16 protein-coding genes are annotated in these 19,139 nt (G+C 38.1%); 12 read left to right on the top strand and 4 right to left on the bottom strand.

Annotation, left to right across the window (positions count from 1 at the left end):
* Positions 1 to 147: 147 nt before the first annotated feature.
* From secDF to rodA, 12 genes are all read left to right on the top strand, one after another.
* Positions 148 to 3,114, top strand: coding sequence for a protein translocase subunit SecDF (gene secDF / locus MUB18_RS12015; RefSeq protein WP_248753250.1), 2,967 nt, complete (start codon positions 148 to 150; stop codon positions 3,112 to 3,114).
* 146 nt (positions 3,115 to 3,260) lie between these two features.
* On the top strand, positions 3,261 to 3,701 hold the full coding sequence (locus MUB18_RS12010; protein ID WP_045753876.1) for a MarR family winged helix-turn-helix transcriptional regulator: 441 nt from the start codon (positions 3,261 to 3,263) through the stop codon (positions 3,699 to 3,701).
* Position 3,702: 1 nt separating this feature from the next.
* Positions 3,703 to 4,707, top strand: coding sequence for an NAD(P)/FAD-dependent oxidoreductase (locus tag MUB18_RS12005; protein ID WP_045753877.1), 1,005 nt, complete (start codon positions 3,703 to 3,705; stop codon positions 4,705 to 4,707).
* 2 nt (positions 4,708 to 4,709) lie between these two features.
* Complete coding sequence (locus MUB18_RS12000; RefSeq protein ID WP_248753249.1) at positions 4,710 to 5,039, top strand: 2Fe-2S iron-sulfur cluster-binding protein; 330 nt, start codon at positions 4,710 to 4,712, stop codon at positions 5,037 to 5,039.
* A 266-nt stretch (positions 5,040 to 5,305) separates the two neighbouring features.
* Entirely contained in the window at positions 5,306 to 6,625 is a 1,320-nt protein-coding gene (locus tag MUB18_RS11995; protein ID WP_248753248.1) for an NAD(P)/FAD-dependent oxidoreductase, read from the top strand.
* Between the two features lies 1 nt (position 6,626).
* Entirely contained in the window at positions 6,627 to 8,282 is a 1,656-nt protein-coding gene (locus tag MUB18_RS11990; protein WP_045753880.1) for a DNA polymerase/3'-5' exonuclease PolX, read from the top strand.
* Between the two features lie 85 nt (positions 8,283 to 8,367).
* Positions 8,368 to 10,026, top strand: coding sequence for a M1 family metallopeptidase (locus tag MUB18_RS11985; RefSeq protein ID WP_248753247.1), 1,659 nt, complete (start codon positions 8,368 to 8,370; stop codon positions 10,024 to 10,026).
* A 171-nt stretch (positions 10,027 to 10,197) separates the two neighbouring features.
* Entirely contained in the window at positions 10,198 to 11,223 is a 1,026-nt protein-coding gene (locus MUB18_RS11980; RefSeq protein WP_021191193.1) for a rod shape-determining protein, read from the top strand.
* An 89-nt stretch (positions 11,224 to 11,312) separates the two neighbouring features.
* Complete coding sequence (gene mreC / locus MUB18_RS11975; protein WP_248753246.1) at positions 11,313 to 12,155, top strand: rod shape-determining protein MreC; 843 nt, start codon at positions 11,313 to 11,315, stop codon at positions 12,153 to 12,155.
* Positions 12,148 to 12,663 carry a rod shape-determining protein MreD gene (locus MUB18_RS11970; protein WP_248753245.1) on the top strand — a complete coding sequence of 172 codons (516 nt, stop codon included), beginning with the start codon at positions 12,148 to 12,150 and terminating at the stop codon, positions 12,661 to 12,663. Before mreC ends, MUB18_RS11970 begins: the two co-directional genes overlap by 8 nt.
* Before the next feature lie 33 nt (positions 12,664 to 12,696).
* Positions 12,697 to 14,673: a penicillin-binding protein 2 gene (gene mrdA, locus MUB18_RS11965; protein ID WP_248753244.1), complete on the top strand. Its 1,977-nt coding sequence runs from the start codon at positions 12,697 to 12,699 to the stop codon at positions 14,671 to 14,673.
* Positions 14,666 to 15,931 carry a rod shape-determining protein RodA gene (rodA, locus tag MUB18_RS11960; RefSeq protein WP_248753243.1) on the top strand — a complete coding sequence of 422 codons (1,266 nt, stop codon included), beginning with the start codon at positions 14,666 to 14,668 and terminating at the stop codon, positions 15,929 to 15,931. The genes mrdA and rodA overlap by 8 nt, the downstream gene beginning before the upstream one ends.
* Positions 15,932 to 15,952: 21 nt before the next feature.
* On the opposite strand, the gene MUB18_RS11955 is transcribed toward rodA, so the two are convergent.
* From MUB18_RS11955 to MUB18_RS11940, 4 genes are read right to left on the bottom strand one after another with little or no spacing between them, the layout of a single operon-like run.
* Entirely contained in the window at positions 15,953 to 16,807 is an 855-nt protein-coding gene (locus MUB18_RS11955; protein WP_248753242.1) for a nucleoside phosphorylase, read from the bottom strand.
* Complete coding sequence (locus MUB18_RS11950; RefSeq protein ID WP_045753824.1) at positions 16,804 to 17,421, bottom strand: IMPACT family protein; 618 nt, start codon at positions 17,419 to 17,421, stop codon at positions 16,804 to 16,806. The genes MUB18_RS11955 and MUB18_RS11950 overlap by 4 nt, the downstream gene beginning before the upstream one ends.
* Positions 17,418 to 18,281 carry an EamA family transporter gene (locus tag MUB18_RS11945; RefSeq protein WP_248753241.1) on the bottom strand — a complete coding sequence of 288 codons (864 nt, stop codon included), beginning with the start codon at positions 18,279 to 18,281 and terminating at the stop codon, positions 17,418 to 17,420. Before MUB18_RS11945 ends, MUB18_RS11950 begins: the two co-directional genes overlap by 4 nt.
* Positions 18,278 to 18,766, bottom strand: a complete 489-nt coding sequence (locus MUB18_RS11940) for a thermonuclease family protein (protein WP_248753240.1) — start codon at positions 18,764 to 18,766, stop codon at positions 18,278 to 18,280. The genes MUB18_RS11945 and MUB18_RS11940 overlap by 4 nt, the downstream gene beginning before the upstream one ends.
* Positions 18,767 to 19,139 lie beyond the last annotated feature (373 nt).

Genomic DNA, 19,139 nt, shown 5'->3' with positions numbered 1-19,139 from the left:
GCTTTTTATCATAAGCTTAATCAAATAAAGCTTTTCATTTTACAAAATTTTTATACCTTTGGCATTCTTGGAGAATTGTAATTTTCAAACAAGAATGAGTTATCAATTATATCATATAATATCAAACTAATACACTAAAAACAGACGATGCAAGGTAAAGGGCTGATTAAATTTTTGGTGATAGCGGTATCTATAGCATGTCTATACGCCCTATCATTCACTTTTGTAACCCGCAAAGTTGAGCGTGATGCTGAGAATTATGCACAAGGAGATATGGCACGTGAAAAATCGTACCTAGACTCTATCGCTGGCGAGGTTGTTTACAATTTAGGTTTTGCAAAATACACCTACAGAGAAGCTAAAGCACAAGAATTGGCTTTAGGACTGGATCTAAAAGGAGGTATGAACGTGACGATGGAAATCTCAATCGATGAGTTGATTCGTAACTTAGCAGATAATCCTAAAGACGAGAAATTCAATGCGGCACTTTCAGCTGCAATTTCGAAAAGTAAAACAAGTCAACAATCTCTAGTAAATTTATTCATTGAAGAATATAAAGCTACGGGTAGTACGACTCCACTCTCAACTTATTTCGCGACTAAAGATAATGCATCTTTAATCAAAGCGGGGGACTCTGATAGACAATTGGAATCTTTTTTACAAAAAGAAGCTGATAATGCTATCCAAAATTCATACAAAGTACTTCGTACACGTATTGATAAGTTTGGAGTTGCTTCTCCTAACATCCAGATTCAACAAGGTACAAACCGTATTTTAATTGAATTACCAGGTGTGAATGATGAGCAGCGTGTCCGTAAATTATTACAGGGATCGGCCAAGTTAGAGTTTTACGAAACTCATGCTAATCAGGAAGTGTATCCTTTGTTGGAAAACATCAACAAAACTTTATCTACAACTTTAAAAGTAGCTCCTACGGAGGATAAAGCAACAACAGATTCGACTAAAAAATCAGATGATTTATTGGCGAACTTAGGTGCAAATAAAAACACGAAAGATAGTGCTACGACAAAATTATCGCAAGATAACCCATTGTTTGATGTGTTGAGACCTGCTGTTTACATGGGCGAGAATCAACAGATGGCTTTGATGCCTGGAGCAATGGTGGGTAGTGCAGATCTAAAAGATACCGCAAAAGTAAATGCTTTTTTAAACAGACCTGAGGTTAAATCGATTATTCCAGGAAATTTAAAATTGCTATGGTCGGTAAAACCAGAAGCTAAAACACCCAATATCCTTTCTTTATATGCCATCAGACCTGCAGGTGTCGATAATGGACCTGTTTTAACAGGTGACGTTATTACCAATGCTCGTGACGAGTTTAATGAAAGAAACGAACCCGTTGTTTCCATGCAAATGAACAGCGAAGGTGCTCGTGAATGGAAAAAAATTACCGCTAAAGCAGCACAAGGTCACCAATCGATCGCTATCGTGCTTGACAATGTCGTATATTCAGCACCCGGTGTGAATGAAGAGATCGCTGGTGGTAATTCATCCATCTCAGGTTCATTTACCGTAGAAGACACCAAAGATTTAGCAAACGTATTGAAAGCTGGTCGTTTACCAACAACTGCTAAAATCGTTGAAGAGGCAATTGTAGGTCCTACTTTAGGACAATCGGCAATTGATTCGGGTGTAAATTCAGCAGTGATCGGTATCGTATTGGTTCTTGTATTCATGATCGCGTATTACAATACTGCAGGTTTGATAGCAAACGTTGCTGTTCTTGTAAACGTATTCTTTATCATGGGGGTATTAGCATCATTAAATGCTGTACTGACATTACCTGGTATCGCGGGTATCGTATTGACAATGGGTACCGCGGTGGATGCCAACGTACTGATTTACGAGCGTATTCGTGAAGAATTAGCAGGTGGCAAGTCAATCCGTCAAGCTGTTGCCGATGGTTACAAACACGCATTACCTTCAATCTTAGATTCACAGATTACAACCTTCTTAGTTGGTTTAGTATTATTCTTCTTCGGAACAGGTCCGATTTTAGGATTTGCAACCACATTAATGGTAGGTATTATCACCTCATTATTCACCGGTATCTTCCTGACTCGTATTATTTTTGAGTGGATGTTGGAGCGTGACATGAAAATTAAAGTTTCCTTCCCTTGGTCTGCGAAAACATTGCAAAATGCCAATTTCCAATTCATCAAGAAAAGAAAAGGACTTTACATCGTTTCTATTGTTGTCGTTATCGCTTGTTTTGCATCGATCTTCATTAAAGGATTTAGTCAAGGGGTCGATTTCCAAGGTGGACGTACCTATACTATTCGTTACGATAAACCTGTTGATTTGGAAGCTGTTCGTCAAAATTTGGATGATGCTTTCCAGAAAACAACTGAAGTTAAAGTCTTTGGAGCCTCAAATCAAGTTCGAGTAACAACAACTTACCATATTGAAGAAACCTCTGACGAAGCAGATAAAGAAGTATTGACTAAATTGACCGAAGGATTATCTAAAGTAGATGCAGGCAATAAATATGAGATTCTTTCTTCTCAGAAAGTTGGACCGAGTATCGCTACAGATATGAAAGCAAGATCAATTTATGCCACTATCTTTGCCTTATTGATCATTGCAGTCTATATTTTAGTACGTTTCCGTAAATGGCAATATTCAGCAGGGGCTGCTATCGCAACCATTCATGATGCCATTATTGTATTGGGCTTGTTCTCTATTTTAGATGGTATCGTTCCATTTTCATTAGATATTGACCAGCATTTTATTGCCGCTATTTTAACGGTATTAGGGTATTCTGTCAATGATACAGTAGTTGTATTTGACCGTATCCGTGAAGATGTAAATAAACCAAATGCTTTAAATAAAGATTTTGGTGAAACGATCAACCACGCGATCAATACCACATTAAGTAGAACAGTGATTACGTCGTTGACTATTGTATTCGTATTAGCCGTATTATTCATTTTCGGTGGTGAAGTGATCAGAGGATTCTCTTTCGCCATCTTAATTGGTATTATTGTAGGTACTTATTCATCGATATTCTTAGCTGCACCAGCAGTATACGATTTGAGTAAAGGAAAACACTTGGCAGACGCTCCTAAGAAGGCAGAACCAGTGACTCCATAATTTAAAATTATCATAATTTGTAAAAGGCTTTCGGAAATTGATCCGAAAGCCTTTTTTTATTTTACAATATATTCACATAATACTTGTTGCACGAAGTATTTATTGATTATATTTGTTGTACTAAATATTAGTATACAAATATTTAAATGCAAGACGAAAAATTCAACCGATACTCTTTCATTTTAGAAAGAACAGCAAAAAAAGTAAAACAATTTGCACAAAATTCTTTTACTGAAAATGACTTTGACATCACGGTAGATCAATGGACCATCATGAAAACACTTTATGAAAATGATGATCTATTGCAAAAAGAACTCGCTGAAAAGTGTTGTAAAGATCAGCCTACCCTGACCCGTATTGTTGACCTATTAATAAAAAAAGGATTGACAGAACGTGTCATTCATCCCTCTGATCGCCGCAGTATCTATTTGCATTTGACAGATGAAGGTCGAAAAAAAGTAGAAGCCTACTCTCCAATCGTTGCAAACATCCGCATGAAGGCTTGGGAAAATTTAACCGATGATGACTTTACTGCATTCACGCGTATACTGGATAAAATTTATAACAACTTAAGTAATAAAATTTGATATGATTACAACGGACATTTGTATTATAGGAGCTGGACCAGTAGGTCTATTTGCTGTATTTGAAGCAGGTTTATTAAAGATGAGATGTCATCTTATTGATGTTTTACCTCAAGTCGGTGGTCAGCTCTCCGAAATCTATCCACATAAGCCGATATACGATATACCGGGGTATCCCACGATACGAGCACAGGAACTGATTGACAATCAAATGAAACAAATCGAGCCATTCCATCCCACATTTACACTTGGAGAACGTGTGGAAGGTCTCGAAAAACAAGATGATGGTTCATATATCGTTATTAGCTCCGAAGGAACACGCATACATTGTCAAGTTGTCGTTATAGCAGGTGGTTTAGGATGTTTTGAGCCTCGTAAGCCCGAGTTGCCCCATTTAGCCCAATACGAAAGAAAAGGTGTTGATTATATGGTCAAAAATCCAGAGACTTATCGCGATAAAAAGATTATCATAGCCGGTGGTGGAGACTCTGCCTTAGACTGGGCGATCTATTTAGCTGATATCGCAAAAGAATTGACATTAATACATCGCAGTGATTCTTTCCGAGGAGCACCAGACTCTGCCGACAAGGTTTTCGAGCTTGCTCAAAAAGGAGCGATCAATCTGTTATTGTCTCACAATCTGGCAGATGTGCATGGCTCAGATCGTCTATCGCATGTCATCGCGATCAATAAACAGAAAGAAGAAGTCCGCATGGAGGCCGATTATTTTATACCGTTATTTGGTTTAACACCAAAACTGGGACCGATTGCAGACTGGGGTCTACAGATTGAAAAAAATGCGATTGAGGTCAATACATATGATTACTCAACCAATATCGAACGCATCTATGCCATTGGAGATATCAATACCTATCCAGGTAAATTAAAATTGATTTTATGCGGATACCATGAAGCGGCATTAATGGCACAAAGTGCTTTTAAATATGTGTATCCCGAACAAAAACTAAGTTTCAAATATACCACTGTAAACGGCATCAATACTTTTTAGTTATGGACAATATTATTGAAATAGAAATTGAAGATCGGGATGGTACCGTTCAAAAAATTGAAGTTCCTACGGATGTCAACTTATCTTTAATGGAATTGTTAAAAGCATCCGAGTATGAGGTCTTAGCCACTTGTGGAGGAATGGCTCTTTGCGCCACCTGCCATGTACAGATCAAATCAGGAGGAGAACATTTATCAGAACCTCAAGATCAGGAGCTCGATATGCTAGATACTTTACCAGATGCCGACGACGATAGCCGACTCGCTTGCCAACTGAGATTAACCAACGAAAATGAAGGCTTAAGTATTAAAATAAAAGGTGCATTACAATAAGAAATTATTCAAAGTGTACTTTTTACACCCAATTTTTAAAATATCCACGCAAACAGAATTAATGAACTATGCAATTAATTCTGTTTGCAAGACACTGATTAACAAGTAGTAATAAAATAAACAAAATAAAAAAACAGCTTGTTCTCCATAAATATGACAATAAAAAGCAAGTATATATAAAGATATTTTAGTTTTTTGAATGAAAAATTAAGATATTTGCAGAAGGATTACACGTTTCCGAATATTTTATATAAATTTCAAATAATATGCTAAGCAATCGTTCAGATAGAAAATTCCCAAGAGTGGTCATTATTGGTGCTGGTTTTGGTGGAATTGAAGTTGCTAAAAAGTTAAAAAATAAGGAAGTAGAAGTACTATTATTAGATCGAAATAATTTTCATACTTTCCAACCCTTAATGTATCAAGTAGCTACAGGTACATTGTCTGCAGATTCGATCTCATTCCCTATCCGTAAGATGTTCAAATCTCAGGAGAATTTTAGTTTCCGAATTGCAGAAGTCAATCATATCGATGCGATCAATAAAACGGTTCAAACCAATATTGGTGATTTTGAATATGATTTTTTAGTCGTTGCCACAGGAGCTACGACCAATTTCTTTGGTAATCAGCAAATCGCAAAATATGCCTTACCGATGAAAAGCATTCAGGAAGCATTGAATATCCGTAGCTATGTGTTACAAAATCTGGAAAAAGCAGTTCAAATTGCAAATCCAGAGGAGCGTAAACCATTTTTAAACTTTGTCATTGTCGGTGGAGGTCCCACAGGTGTTGAGCTTTCCGGTGCAATTGCTGAGATCAGAAATAACATCTTAGAAAAAGATTATCCCGAATTACGCAAAGAAGAAATGAACGTTTACTTGGTCGAAGGCCAAAGTAAAGTGTTAGCTAATTTGTCTGAAAAATCTTCCGAAGATTCGGAAAAATACCTAAAAGCATTAGGTGTTAAAATATTATTAAATGTTTCTGTAACAGGATTTGATGGCACTGCAATCTCTTTTGGTGATGGTAGCGCGATCGAAACAAAGACAGTGATCTGGGGTGCTGGAGTTGCAGGTCAATTTCCAGAAGGCTTCAAAAAAGAAAATATCCAACGTGGTAACCGTATCCAGACAGATGATCAATGCCGTGTCTTAGATATGGAAAATGTCTATGCAATTGGCGACGTATCCGCATTTATTACCGATGATCTACCTCGTGGATTGCCAGGTGTAGCCCCTGTAGCACAGCAACAAGGTAAATACGTTGCACAACACATTAGCAATGTGATGGGCCAACGTTCAAATGAGAAATTCTCCTACTTCGACAAAGGTTCCATGGCGACTATTGGCCGTGCCAAAGCGGTGGTGGATATGGGTAAAATCCATTTTAACGGATTCTTCGGCTGGATCGTTTGGATGTTTGTTCACTTAATGTCTATTTTTGGTTTTAGAAACAAAGTCATTACCTTTATCAACTGGACAGTGAAATTTTTCACTAAAAACTCAGGTGTTCGATTAATCTTTTACAAGTACAATCAACCTGCTCCAGAAGTAAAAAACGATAATCAAGTCATAGAAAACAACTAAAATGGATAACAAGACAATTGCTAAAAAATTCAAATTATGTAGCCAGCTGATGGAATTGCATAATGAAAATCCTTTCCGAATAAAAGCAATTGCCAGTGCATCCTTTAAGTTAGATAAACTACCCTTTCTGCTTGAAACCGCTTCTTTAGAAGAGATCAGCAGCCAACCCGGAATCGGGAAAAGCACGGCAGAAAAGGTTAAAAAATTAGCCGAAACTGGCTCATTCGATGAGTTAGATGCGATGTTAAGCATTACCCCAGAAGGAATTCTGGAAATGCTTAACATAAAAGGCTTAGGTCCCAAAAAAATACAAATTATCTGGACAGACCTTCAGATTGAGAGTGTGGGTGAGCTTTTATATGCCTGCAACGAAAATCGACTGATAGAAGCCAAAGGTTTTGGACTGAAAACACAAGAGGATATTAAAAAATCCATTGAATTTTCCATATCCAACCAAGGATGGTTTTTATATGCAAGAGTGCTGAAGAGTGCAGAAGCCGTCATTACAGCACTTGAAAATAGCCTATCTCCTGCCCTCATTTCCTTTACTGGAGAATTCCGTAGAAAATGTGAAGTATTAAGTTCGGTCGATATCCTATTAAGCGCAGATCGAGATAGCACCTTGGCCTATCTACATGCGCATTATCCTGATCAGGTAAATGAAGAGCTGGAGTATATCTCATTCCGAGATGAACTTGGGTTTTCCTTTCACCTCTACCTCTCCACAACAACAGAATTTTACCAACATCTGATCTTAACTACAGGTTCCAAAAAACACTTGGAACTATTAGATGAAAAGTTGATAACGGCTTTAAATTCGGAAGAAGAGCTCTATGCGGTACAAGGCTTGGATTATATTGAACCCGAACTTCGAGAAGGTCTGGATGAGGTGTTTTTGGCCAAAAACCATCAACTACCCAGATTGATCAATTTCGATGATCTGAAAGGCACTTTGCATAACCACTCTACCTACAGCGACGGGGTACATACCTTAGCTGAAATGGCTCGTTACGCGAAAGAAGAATTAGGACTTAGCTATTTCGGAATCTGTGACCACTCCAAAACTGCTGTATATGCCAATGGTCTGCCGATAGACCGTGTACAAAAACAATGGGAAGAAATCGATCAGCTCAATCAGCAACTGGCGCCCTTTAAAATATTTAAAGGCATTGAGTCCGATATTTTAGCCGATGGTTCCTTAGATTATCCCGATGAGATTCTTGCTGGCTTTGATTTTGTCGTCGCTTCTGTCCACTCCAATCTCAAAATGGACGAAGAAAAAGCAACCGCCCGTTTGTTAAAAGCCATAGAAAATCCCTATACCACGATATTGGGACATCCTACCGGACGACTTTTATTAAGCAGATCAGGCTATCCATTGGATTATAAAAAAATAATTGATGCCTGTGCTGCCCACAACGTTGTGATTGAAATCAATGCCAATCCATTACGCCTGGATTTAGATTGGCGGTGGCATCGTTATGCCTTAGAAAAAGGTGTACTATTATCCATCAATCCAGATGCGCACCGTACCGAAGGTTTATTGGATATGCATTATGGAATATTTGTGGCACGAAAAGGTGGATTAAGTGCCAAAAACTGTCTTAATAGCTTTACTTTAGCCGAAATTGAAAGCTTTTTTAACAAAAAAAGATAGACGATACCTAGGTTTAAAAAGTGTTCCTATTTTTTAAACTAGGTAAATTCTCTTATATTTAACGTTTACATCAATATCAAAAGCGTTGAAAAATCTATTCTATTTAATTGCACTATTTTTTTTCTATCCTTGTCTAGTCAACGGGCAATTATTATCAAACAAAACTGAATTTTCTCGTAAAGATTCTTTAAGAGGCCAATTGACCCCTTTAAGGACCTGCTATGATGTCACCTATTATCACCTCGATGTTGATGTCGACATCCCCACACGAAGCATTTCTGGCAGCAATCTCATTAAATTTAAAACCATACAGGATTTCAATCGCATACAGATTGATCTCTTTGATAATATGGCTATTGAAAAAATTATTTATCGGGGCAAAAAGTTAAGGTATTCCCGCGAATTTAATGCCGTGTTTATCGATTTCCCTATGCCCATAAAAGCCAATACCTTAGATTCTATCCAAGTATATTTCTCGGGCACGCCACATCAAGCCAATCGTGCCCCATGGGACGGCGGATTTGATTGGAAGAAAGACAGCAATAATAAGCCTTGGGTAGCGAGCGCAAACCAAGGTATTGGAGCGAGTCTATGGTGGCCCAATAAAGATCATCAGTCGGATGAACCGGATAGCGTATTGATCTCGGTAACAGTACCCAAAGGACTGATGAATATCTCTAATGGTCGATTACGAAATATGGAAAGCATCGGTCAGAAAAAATCTAAATTCAACTGGTTTGTTTCCAGCCCCATTAACAATTACAATATCGCCATCAATATCGGTGACTATGTTCATTTTCAAGATAGCTATCAGGGCGAAAAGGGAAAATTGGATATCGATTATTATGTATTGCGCGAAAATATAGATCGGGCAAAACCGCATTTTGAGGCCAATGTAAAACCGATGTTAAAAGCATTTGAATACTGGTTTGGCCCCTACCCTTTTTATGAAGACAGTTTCAAACTGATCGAAACATCGCACCTCGGCATGGAGCACCAAAGCGGCATTGCCTACGGCAACCGATTTTTGAATGGTTATCTGGGCAGAGATGGTTCGGGTACAGGATGGGGGTTGAAATGGGATTTTATCATTATCCATGAAGCTGGGCACGAGTGGTTTGGCAATAATATAACAGCAGCAGATATTGCTGATATGTGGATTCATGAAAGTTTCACCAATTATTCCGAATCCCTGTATATCGATTATTATTTCGGTAAAAAAGCGGGGCAGCAATATATTTATGGCAATCGAAGAGCCATTCAAAATGATAAACCCATACAAGGTCAATATCATGTCAATAACGAAGGCTCCGGAGATATGTACAATAAAGGCGGTGTCCTGCACAACATGATTAGAACCATCATAGCAGATGATGATAAATGGCGAGCTATTCTGAGAGGATTAAACGCTAAGTTTTATCATCAACAAGTTAATTATGATGATATTGTGCATTACATCAATCAAGAATCGGGTATAAATTTCAGTTCTATTTTTGAGCAATATGTCAAGACTACTTCCATTCCTGTGCTGTACATTTCAGAGACAAAAGATGGAAAAGTTCAAGCTAAATGGAAAAATACAGTCGCCAATTTTCAGATGCCGATCTATATCGGGACTTCAAATAATACTTTAAAAGCAATTAATATCACTAACGACGATCAAACATTAGATATTCCCAATCTAACAAAAAAAAATGTAAAGATTGACACTTTTAATTACTACATTGACGTACAGAAAAATTAATTTCGAAGTAAAAACATAAGAAAATGCCTTATTAAACGTTTACTTGTTATCATCTTACAGCTCCTCAAACGAGTTCTAATTTATCAATAAAAAAAATCAAGACTTACCTTCAAAAACTAATAATTTTTAGTAGGTTTGCATATTCATAAAAAGTAGTTTACAATACAGCAAATGGGTTTATTTAACTGGTTTACACAAGAAGTTGCCATCGATTTAGGTACCGCAAATACCTTAATCATCTATAATGACAAAGTAGTAGTTGATGAACCTTCAATTGTGGCTTTTGATCGTACGACAAACAAAGTAATTGCAATCGGACGTCAGGCAATGCAAATGGAGGGAAAGACACACGATAATATAAAAACAGTACGTCCGCTTCGTGATGGTGTTATTGCAGATTTTACAGCCGCAGAGCACTTGATTCGCGGAATGGTAAAATTGGTCAATAATGGAAAAAGCTGGTTCTTTCCTTCGCTAAGAATGGTGGTCTGTATCCCCTCAGGAATTACTGAAGTAGAGAAACGTGCCGTACGGGATTCTGCAGAAATTGCAGGAGCAAAAGAAGTATATCTGATCCACGAACCGATGGCAGCCGCAGTAGGTATTGGGATTGATGTGGAAGAGCCCATGGGTAACATGATTATTGATATCGGTGGTGGAACCACAGAGATTGCCGTGATTGCCCTTTCCGGTATTGTTTGTGACCAGTCGATCCGCGTTGCGGGAGATAACTTCGATTCTGATATCGTACAATATATCCGTAGACAGCACAATATCATGATCGGTGAGCGTACAGCTGAGAAGATTAAAATCGAAGTTGGAGCCGCACTTCCAGAATTGCAAGATCCACCTGAAGATTTCGCCGTTCAAGGTCGCGATCTGATGACTGGTATCCCCAAACAAATTACAGTTTCCTATACAGAAATTGCCCATTGTTTAGATAAATCCATTTCGAAAATTGAAGAAGCAATTTTAAAAGCTTTAGAAATCACTCCTCCGGAATTGTCCGCAGATATTTACCAGACAGGTATTTACCTGACAGGTGGTGGAGCACTTTTAAGAGGATTAGATCGTAGAATTCAAGCCAAAACAAAATTACCAGTTCATATTGCAGAAGATCCTCTTCGTGCAGTAGTCCGCGGTACAGGCATCGCATTAAAGAATATCGGAAGATTTAAATTCTTAATGCAATCATAATTGCCACAACATAAAATTTTATATGCGATATAGTTGATTTTTCACTATATCGCTTCTTTATTAAATAGCAAAGTAATAATTAATAAACAATGAGAAACCTCTGGTTATTTCTGAGACGTTATAACGCATTTTTTTGGTTTATCCTATTTTTTGGATTTTCAGTGTTTCTGGTTGTTACTAACAATACTTTCCAGCGTGCTAGTGCGCTCAATTCATCCAATCATATTATTGGGCATATCTATGAAAAAGTAAATTCATGGAAAAGCTACTTATCACTTACCGAAACCAATGATCAATTGGTCAAAGAAAATGCAAGTCTAAGAACGCAGCTGGAGAATTACTTAACCACAGATACTGTCGCGATGGCAAAAAGCCCTGTTATTGACAGTAGCGAATTTGGTCGATATGAATTTATCATTGCAAGTGTAACGAACAATAGTATTCATCAAAAAAGCAATTACCTGACTATCAACAAAGGTTCCCTAGCCGGCATCGAAAAAGGAATGGGTGTACTGGCTCCAAATGGTGTAGTCGGCATTGTGCTCAATGTGACCCCCCACTTTTCAACAGTACAGTCACTCTTACATCCAGACACCAAAATATCTGTAACATTAGCCAACACCGAGGTGTTTGGTTCTTTGGTATGGGGAAGTAATGTCGATTATCGTTTTGCAATGGTCAAAGAAATCCCCAATCATGTAAAAGTGAAGACAGCTGAAAAAGTTTATACATCCGGCTATTCGGGGCACTTTCCAAAAGGCATTCTTGTTGGAGCTGTGGTCGAGACTGGAATATCATCAGGAGATTCTTTTCTGGATTTACGCATCCTGTTAAGTACCAATTTCTCCAACCTACACCATGTCTACGTAGTAAAAGATTTATTTGCAAAAGAGTTAAAACAATTAGAAGAAACGAATCAGGATAATGGCTAGAATATTACTATTTAATATCATTCGATTTTTGGTACTTATTGCCATGCAAGTATTTTTATTCAAAAATATTGGCTATTATAATCTGGCAAGCCCTTTCCCGTACATTCTATTTATTTTTTTGCTTCCTACTGGAATATCCAATTTTCTACTCTTTACAATTGCATTTTTAACGGGTTTGACAGTTGATGCTTTTTATGATACACTTGGTGTCAATGCCGCAGCTTGTGTAGCACTGGCAGCCTATCGGGTATTCTTCATGAAAATTACGATTGAAAATGATATGGATACATTCATTACCCCCATATTGGGTGAAATGAATTTTAAATGGTTCCTATCCTATACCTTTTTTGGAACACTGATTCACCACTTTGTTCTGGTTTTATTAGAAACATTTAGTTTCAAACAGTTTCAATACACATTAGCAACTATTGGTTTAAGTTGTATCTTTACAATGGCTATTCTGCTCATTTTCAGTTTTCTTTTCTATAAAAGAAAGAGCAGAATTTAAGAGTTCCATTGCTAAACAAAGGATAAAGAGTCTATGAACAGTTTTTTCGCACGTAAATTTGTCATTCAAGGCATTATTATTAGTATTGCATTATTAATAATCGCTCGACTATTTTATCTCCAGATCATTGACGATTCTTACATTCATTCGGCCAATAGCAATGTTATGCGTAAGGTTGTTGTCTATCCGGCTCGCGGAGTTATTCTAGATCGTACCGGACAAGTTCTGGTGCAAAATGAACCCGTATATGACCTCATGGTTACGCCGAGAGAAGCAAAAGATATAGATACGGCATTATTATGTCAACTCATCGAAATTGATAAGGAAGGTTTTATTAAACGCATGGATAAAGCACGAGCCCATTCGCCTTATCGTGCTTCTATATTTGAAAAACAATTATCTTCCCGGACCTATGCACATTTGCAAGAATACCTCTACCGCTTTAGAGGATTTTATGTGCAAAATAGAACCGTCCGTAGTTATCCGGATAGTATTGCTGCCCAGTTTTTGGGTTATGTCAATGAAGTAAACGAAAAAGATATTGAAAAATCAAACGGTTTCTACCGTCCTGGAGACTATATAGGAAGAAGTGGTGTCGAGCGCTCGTATGAAGACCTATTAAGAGGAAAAAGAGGCGTCAAAAATCTGATGGTCGATGCGCTCAATAGACCCAAAGGCGTATTTATGGAGGGTCGGTACGATACCTTAGCTGTTTCGGGAGAAGGATTGGTTTCTTCATTGGACAAGGAACTGCAGATCTTGGGAGAGAAACTGATGAAAAATAAGTTAGGATCCATTGTGGCCATTGAGCCTTCAACGGGTGAAGTCCTTGCCTATATCAGCAGTCCAAGTTACAACCCGAATGATATGGTCGGCCGTGAAACAGGCAACAATTTAATGAAATTATTAAATAACGAGAGTAATCCTTTATTTAATCGTCCTATTCAGGCATCCTACCCTCCTGGGTCCGTATTTAAGGTCGTTGCAGCCCTAACGGCTCAACAGGCTGGCGTGATTGATGAAAACACCACGTTCTTTTGCCCTCACGGTTATAGCTATGGCGGCGGAAGAGGTTTTATGCGCTGTACCCATTACCACGGAGCGACTTCTTTGATCAGGTCTATACAAGTATCTTGTAATACTTATTATGGCTATACCTATGCCAAAATGATTGATTCCAGAGGTCTATCAGGGCCAAAGGCTTACGATCTTTGGTATGAAGCCATTTCCAAATTTGGTATCGGTCATCGCTTAGGTATTGATTTACCTGGTGAAAAAGGTGGTTTATTATATAAATCTGATCATTTCACTAAAAGCTACGGAAATGACAAGTGGCGTTCATCTTTTAACATCTCCCTATCGATCGGCCAAGGTGAAATGGGTGTCACTCCTCTTCAAATGGCCAATATCATGGCTATTGTAGCCAACAGAGGGTTTTATTATCGTCCGCATCTCATCAAAGCTATCGGGGATAGAAAGATCGTGAAAAAAGAGTTTACTGAAAAAATATCAGCAGGCGTCGATGCTAAATATTATACGCCGGTAATCGAAGGATTGAGCCGAGCTGTCAACATGGGCGAGGGAACTGCTTTTGCCAATCGAATTGCAGGTCTTGAAATGTGCGGAAAGACAGGGACAGCACAAAACCCACATGGTAAAGATCACGCTGTATTTTTCGCTTTCGCTCCACGCGATAATCCTAAAATAGCCATTGCGGTATTTGTTGAAAATGCAGGCTATGGTGGTGTATGGGCAGGCCCCATCGCCAGTATGATGGTTGAAAAATACATCAAGGACACCATTACGATGCCGAAACATATACAAGACCGTATTTACAATGCTAATTTTATGCCTGCTCCAAAGGCAGATCCTAAAAAAGCGGAAATAAAAAAAACAACGGATTCAACTAAATCCAAAAAAGATACCACAAAAAGCGTCAACCGCATTGCTGCAGTAACAACAAGGGAGACAATCGTTCATCATAGTGCCGTAAATAGAAGTCATGAATAACCAAAAAAACAGTTTTTTCGGAAAAATAGACTGGTTAACCATTTCGCTCTGGTTGGCTTTATGTTTGATCGGTTGGTTCAATATTCATGCAGCAGTATATGATCCAGAAAATCCGGGCTTGTTTAATATGGCCACCAACTATGGTAAGCAATCCATGTATATTGCTTCTGCATTGATCATTGGCATTACTATATTAATTATAGATGCCAAGTTTTTCAGTTCTGCATCTCCAGTTATCTATGCAGTAGTTGTTTTACTCCTAATTGCCGTACTGGTCATCGGTAGAAATGTTGGAGGAAATCAAGCATGGATCCCTATCGGGAGTTTCAGGCTTCAACCCTCCGAATTTGGAAAACTGGCGACCTGTCTATTGCTGGCCAATTATTTGAGTTCTCAGAGCAATAAAAATCCAAATATGCATACGTTAGCCATTGGTGCTGGTATTGTATTATTTCCGGTATTCCTGGTTATGCTCCAGCCCGATACAGGTTCTGCCCTCGCCTTCTTTTCCCTTATCTTTGTATTCTATCGCGAAGGATATGTCAATAACAGTTTGCTTATTTTCGGAGGCCTGTGTATTGTTTTGTTTGTCATGGCGCTTTTGGTCAATGCCTGGATCTTAATTGGTATACTCGCTGTACTGGCAGCATTCTTTATGTGGACATTTAGAAAAAAGCGGAAAAACTTAATCAATATCGGGATTATTTTTGCTGCGTCTGCGGTATTTATATTATCCGTGGATCTAGTCTATAATCATGTTTTACAGTCACATCAAAGAAATCGTATCGATATCATCCTGGGAAAAATGGATGATCCAAGAGGACAGGGTTACAATTTAAATCAATCTAAGATAGCAATTGGTTCCGGTCAGCTTTGGGGAAAAGGATATCTGCAAGGTACACAGACCAAATATAACTTCGTTCCCGAGCAGAGTACTGATTTTATTTTCTGTACGGTGGGCGAGGAATGGGGATTTGTAGGCTCCTTATTTCTGATCGGCATTTATCTGACATTGTTGCTCCGCATCATACATATTGCAGAACGACAGCGTTCGGCCTTTGCCCGTATTTATGCATATGGTGTGGCTTCCATCCTCTTTTTCCACTTCTTTATCAATATCGGCATGACCATCGGGATAGTACCTGTTATTGGTATTCCTTTACCGTTCATTAGCTATGGAGGATCGTCCTTATGGAGTTTCACCATCTTGCTCTTCATTATGCTAAAATTTGATTCCAATAGAAAAGGAGTCGTTTAAAACCACTCCTTTTCTATTGGATTAAAAGCGTTCCAAGACCAATTTTATGGCGCGATCGACTACTTTTTCGGGTTCAGTACTAAAATGTCCCGCCACTCGGCTCGCTAAAATGGCATTAATGGATAAGGCATGATGTCCAAACATACGCGACAACGCATAGATTCCCGCGGTCTCCATTTCTAAATTTGTAATCCGTAAATCTTCAGATTGGAATGTATTTGCCAATTGAATTAAATTGGGAAAGGTATTTTCCGAACGTACATTCCGCCCCTGAGGCGCATAAAATCCCGGAGCGGTCATCGTCACACCTTGAGGTAAATCATGCGCATACTGCGCTAATAAAGATGCGCTGGCCTCTGCAACATAAGGTTTGAGGTATAAATTAGGAAAAGCATCCCATACGGCCTTTTCCAGTTTTTTCTCCGCAGCCGAATAAGGTTTGATATAATATTGCATAAGCGCGTCAAAACCTACCCCAAACGAAGATGCCAAAATTGTTCCCATCTCAATATCCGACTGAACGGCACCAGAAGTTCCGATCCGAATAATATTTAGACTGGTTAATTTTGATTTCAATCCTTTAGAAACAAAATCTATATTGACCAAGGCATCGAGCTCATTAAAGACAATGTCAATATTATCGGTCCCTATCCCTGTCGAGATCACAGAAATACGTTTATGACCAATATATCCGGTATGGGTGATAAACTCCCGCTTCCCTTTTTGCAATTCGATACGGTCAAAATACTGAGATACTTTCGTCACACGATCGGGATCGCCGACTGTAATAATCGTATCGGCAATGTCTTCCGGCATCAGATTGAGGTGGTAGATACTACCATCTTTGTTCAATATTAATTCTGAATCATTTATCATATCGTTCGCAAATAAGAGAGTTTACAATTTTCAATTTTATCAAAACGTGAAACGACCGAATTGACCTGCATTTTTCGCACTTCCACCTCCATATAACAGGTATTATCAAAAACTTGTTTACTGATATCGATATTTTCTTCTTTGACCACACGCATCACATCATTCATCGCTAAATAATCGAACTCAATCTTATAAATATCGTTGACTGTTTTCTCTACAATTTCGGCCACGGACAAGACCTCTTGTGTCGCTGTTTTATAAGCATTGATCAAACCAGGTACCCCCAAGAGTGTTCCTCCAAAATAACGGACGACCACCACAATAATATTGGTTACATCCTGTGAGAGCAGCACATTTAAAATAGGCCTGCCTGCTGTCCCCGAAGGTTCACCATCATCATTCAATCGAAAGACCGTACGATCCGGGCTCATCCGGTATGCCCAGCAATGGTGGCGCGCCTTAGGATGCAGCGCTTTCAACTCCACAATAATTTCCTTGAGCTGCTCTTCATGGGTGAAAGGATATGCATAAGCAATAAATTTACTTCCCTTATCCCGAAATATTCCCTCTGCACTTTTTTCAATAGTACGATATGTATCTTCAAATAAACTCACAAATATGTTATAATTAAAACCGATATAATAGCCAGTGCCAAACCAATTTTATTGATCACACTTAGCTTTTCTTTAAATAATAAAACACCGACTACCGCTCCTACTGAAATCACGCCAATATTCATACCTGTAAATACAATAGAAGGATTTTCTGGAATTGCGCGGTGTGCTTTCATATAAAATAAAATATTCCCAAAGTTGAAAAAACCCAGTACAATTCCCAAAACCAAAGATTTAACAGAAAATGCTTGCTTTTCAACTGCCAAAAAATAAATCATGAATAAAAAGGCGACAAACATCGCGATTAGAAACACCATAAACATCGCCGTAATATAAGGTACAGATTGATGGAGCGCGATCTGTTTAAAAAGAATATCGATAACACCCATCCCAACAAAAACAAGTAAAGGATAGGCTATACTTCCCACTTTATTCCTTTGCTTTACATTCCCCTTTTGCCAGCCAATGGAACAGACAATGGCGGCTAAACCGACTAAAATACCGATTCCTTTATTCCACGAAATCACTTCAGAAAAAAGAATAAAAGAAGCCATTAAAGGAATAAACAAAGACAGCCGCTGTGCGATCTCTGCCTTGACCAATCCTGTATACTGAATAGTCAGTGCTATAAAAATAAAAAGAGTCGGCAATAAAATCGCTAGAGGAATATACAACTGCCAAGGCGTCTGCTCGACGTGAATATCTGCGAGCCTGGGTTGCAACACAAAATACGTCAGTATTGCTGCTACCGGATAGTTCCAGACAATCATTTGCTTTGTACTGATCTGCTGGAGTTTTGCATACTTGAGCAGTACGGCAACAGCAACACTACACAGAACACTTAAAAGGACAAAAATCATAAATTCTTATATTTCCAAAGTCCCATTTCCTGTATTCGGGCCTTTTGTTCCAATTTTACGAAATATTCCGCATATTTCACATTAGGCGGCACCGTATACGTCACCGCATAACCTTTTTTCACCAGATCAGCATTGACAAATGTGCGATTGACATACACATAAGAAAGCCATCTGCCGTATTGATCCTTTTTACCCACGTCAAATACCAATTGGACAGTTTTTTGATCAATCAGTTTTTTGAGGTATGCTTTTGACTCTTGACCATAGTAGCCTACGGGCTTTTTTCTCGTTTTACGTGTTTCAGGAGCATCTACACCAATTAAACGAACTTTTACATCCTGATGCTGCCGATCGACAATGACAAAAGTGTCGCCATCGATGACTCTTTTTACTTTAAAATAGCGGGGATCATCCTTAACGCTTCCGATTACGAAGCTGTATGAAAAGATAAAAATTAGGAAATGAGCGATTATGAGCTTAAACATTGTTGTATAAATTGCGATATATAGTAGACAAAAATACGAATTATGATAACAATTTTTGACTTAAAACAGATATAATAACCTTAAAAATAGACCATTTTTAATGGTAAAAACAACTAAAAAATTAATAAAAAATGCCATATAAAAATGGTAAAAATAATGTTTTTTGAAGGTAAAATAAAGGTTAAAAAACCATCAATAATGTATTTAAATATATTTAAACACATTATTTGACAAAATAAATGATTAAAAAGTTAACCTAAAATTCGATTAAAATGAAGCCTATTTTTATATCAAAAATTGAATAAAATAAATAGATTAAAAATATTTATTTTTTCTCTTGTATTATTAAAAAACATGCGTATATTTGAAACAT

This window comes from Sphingobacterium sp. PCS056, assembly GCF_023273895.1.
Lineage (GTDB): Bacteria > Bacteroidota > Bacteroidia > Sphingobacteriales > Sphingobacteriaceae > Sphingobacterium.
The sequence above is the reverse complement of the archived record's forward strand: the minus strand, read 5'-3'. Positions and strand labels throughout refer to the sequence as shown.

Coding starts and splice junctions, on each gene's coding strand:
- secDF (WP_248753250.1), top strand. CDS start 148: ATGCAAGGTAAAGGGCTGATTAAATTTTTGGTGATAGCGGTATCTATA.
- MUB18_RS12010 (WP_045753876.1), top strand. CDS start 3,261: ATGCAAGACGAAAAATTCAACCGATACTCTTTCATTTTAGAAAGAACA.
- MUB18_RS12005 (WP_045753877.1), top strand. CDS start 3,703: ATGATTACAACGGACATTTGTATTATAGGAGCTGGACCAGTAGGTCTA.
- MUB18_RS12000 (WP_248753249.1), top strand. CDS start 4,710: ATGGACAATATTATTGAAATAGAAATTGAAGATCGGGATGGTACCGTT.
- MUB18_RS11995 (WP_248753248.1), top strand. CDS start 5,306: ATGCTAAGCAATCGTTCAGATAGAAAATTCCCAAGAGTGGTCATTATT.
- MUB18_RS11990 (WP_045753880.1), top strand. CDS start 6,627: ATGGATAACAAGACAATTGCTAAAAAATTCAAATTATGTAGCCAGCTG.
- MUB18_RS11980 (WP_021191193.1), top strand. CDS start 10,198: ATGGGTTTATTTAACTGGTTTACACAAGAAGTTGCCATCGATTTAGGT.
- mreC (WP_248753246.1), top strand. CDS start 11,313: ATGAGAAACCTCTGGTTATTTCTGAGACGTTATAACGCATTTTTTTGG.
- MUB18_RS11970 (WP_248753245.1), top strand. CDS start 12,148: ATGGCTAGAATATTACTATTTAATATCATTCGATTTTTGGTACTTATT.
- mrdA (WP_248753244.1), top strand. CDS start 12,697: ATGAACAGTTTTTTCGCACGTAAATTTGTCATTCAAGGCATTATTATT.
- rodA (WP_248753243.1), top strand. CDS start 14,666: ATGAATAACCAAAAAAACAGTTTTTTCGGAAAAATAGACTGGTTAACC.
- MUB18_RS11955 (WP_248753242.1), bottom strand. CDS start 16,807: ATGATAAATGATTCAGAATTAATATTGAACAAAGATGGTAGTATCTAC.
- MUB18_RS11945 (WP_248753241.1), bottom strand. CDS start 18,281: ATGATTTTTGTCCTTTTAAGTGTTCTGTGTAGTGTTGCTGTTGCCGTA.
- MUB18_RS11940 (WP_248753240.1), bottom strand. CDS start 18,766: ATGTTTAAGCTCATAATCGCTCATTTCCTAATTTTTATCTTTTCATAC.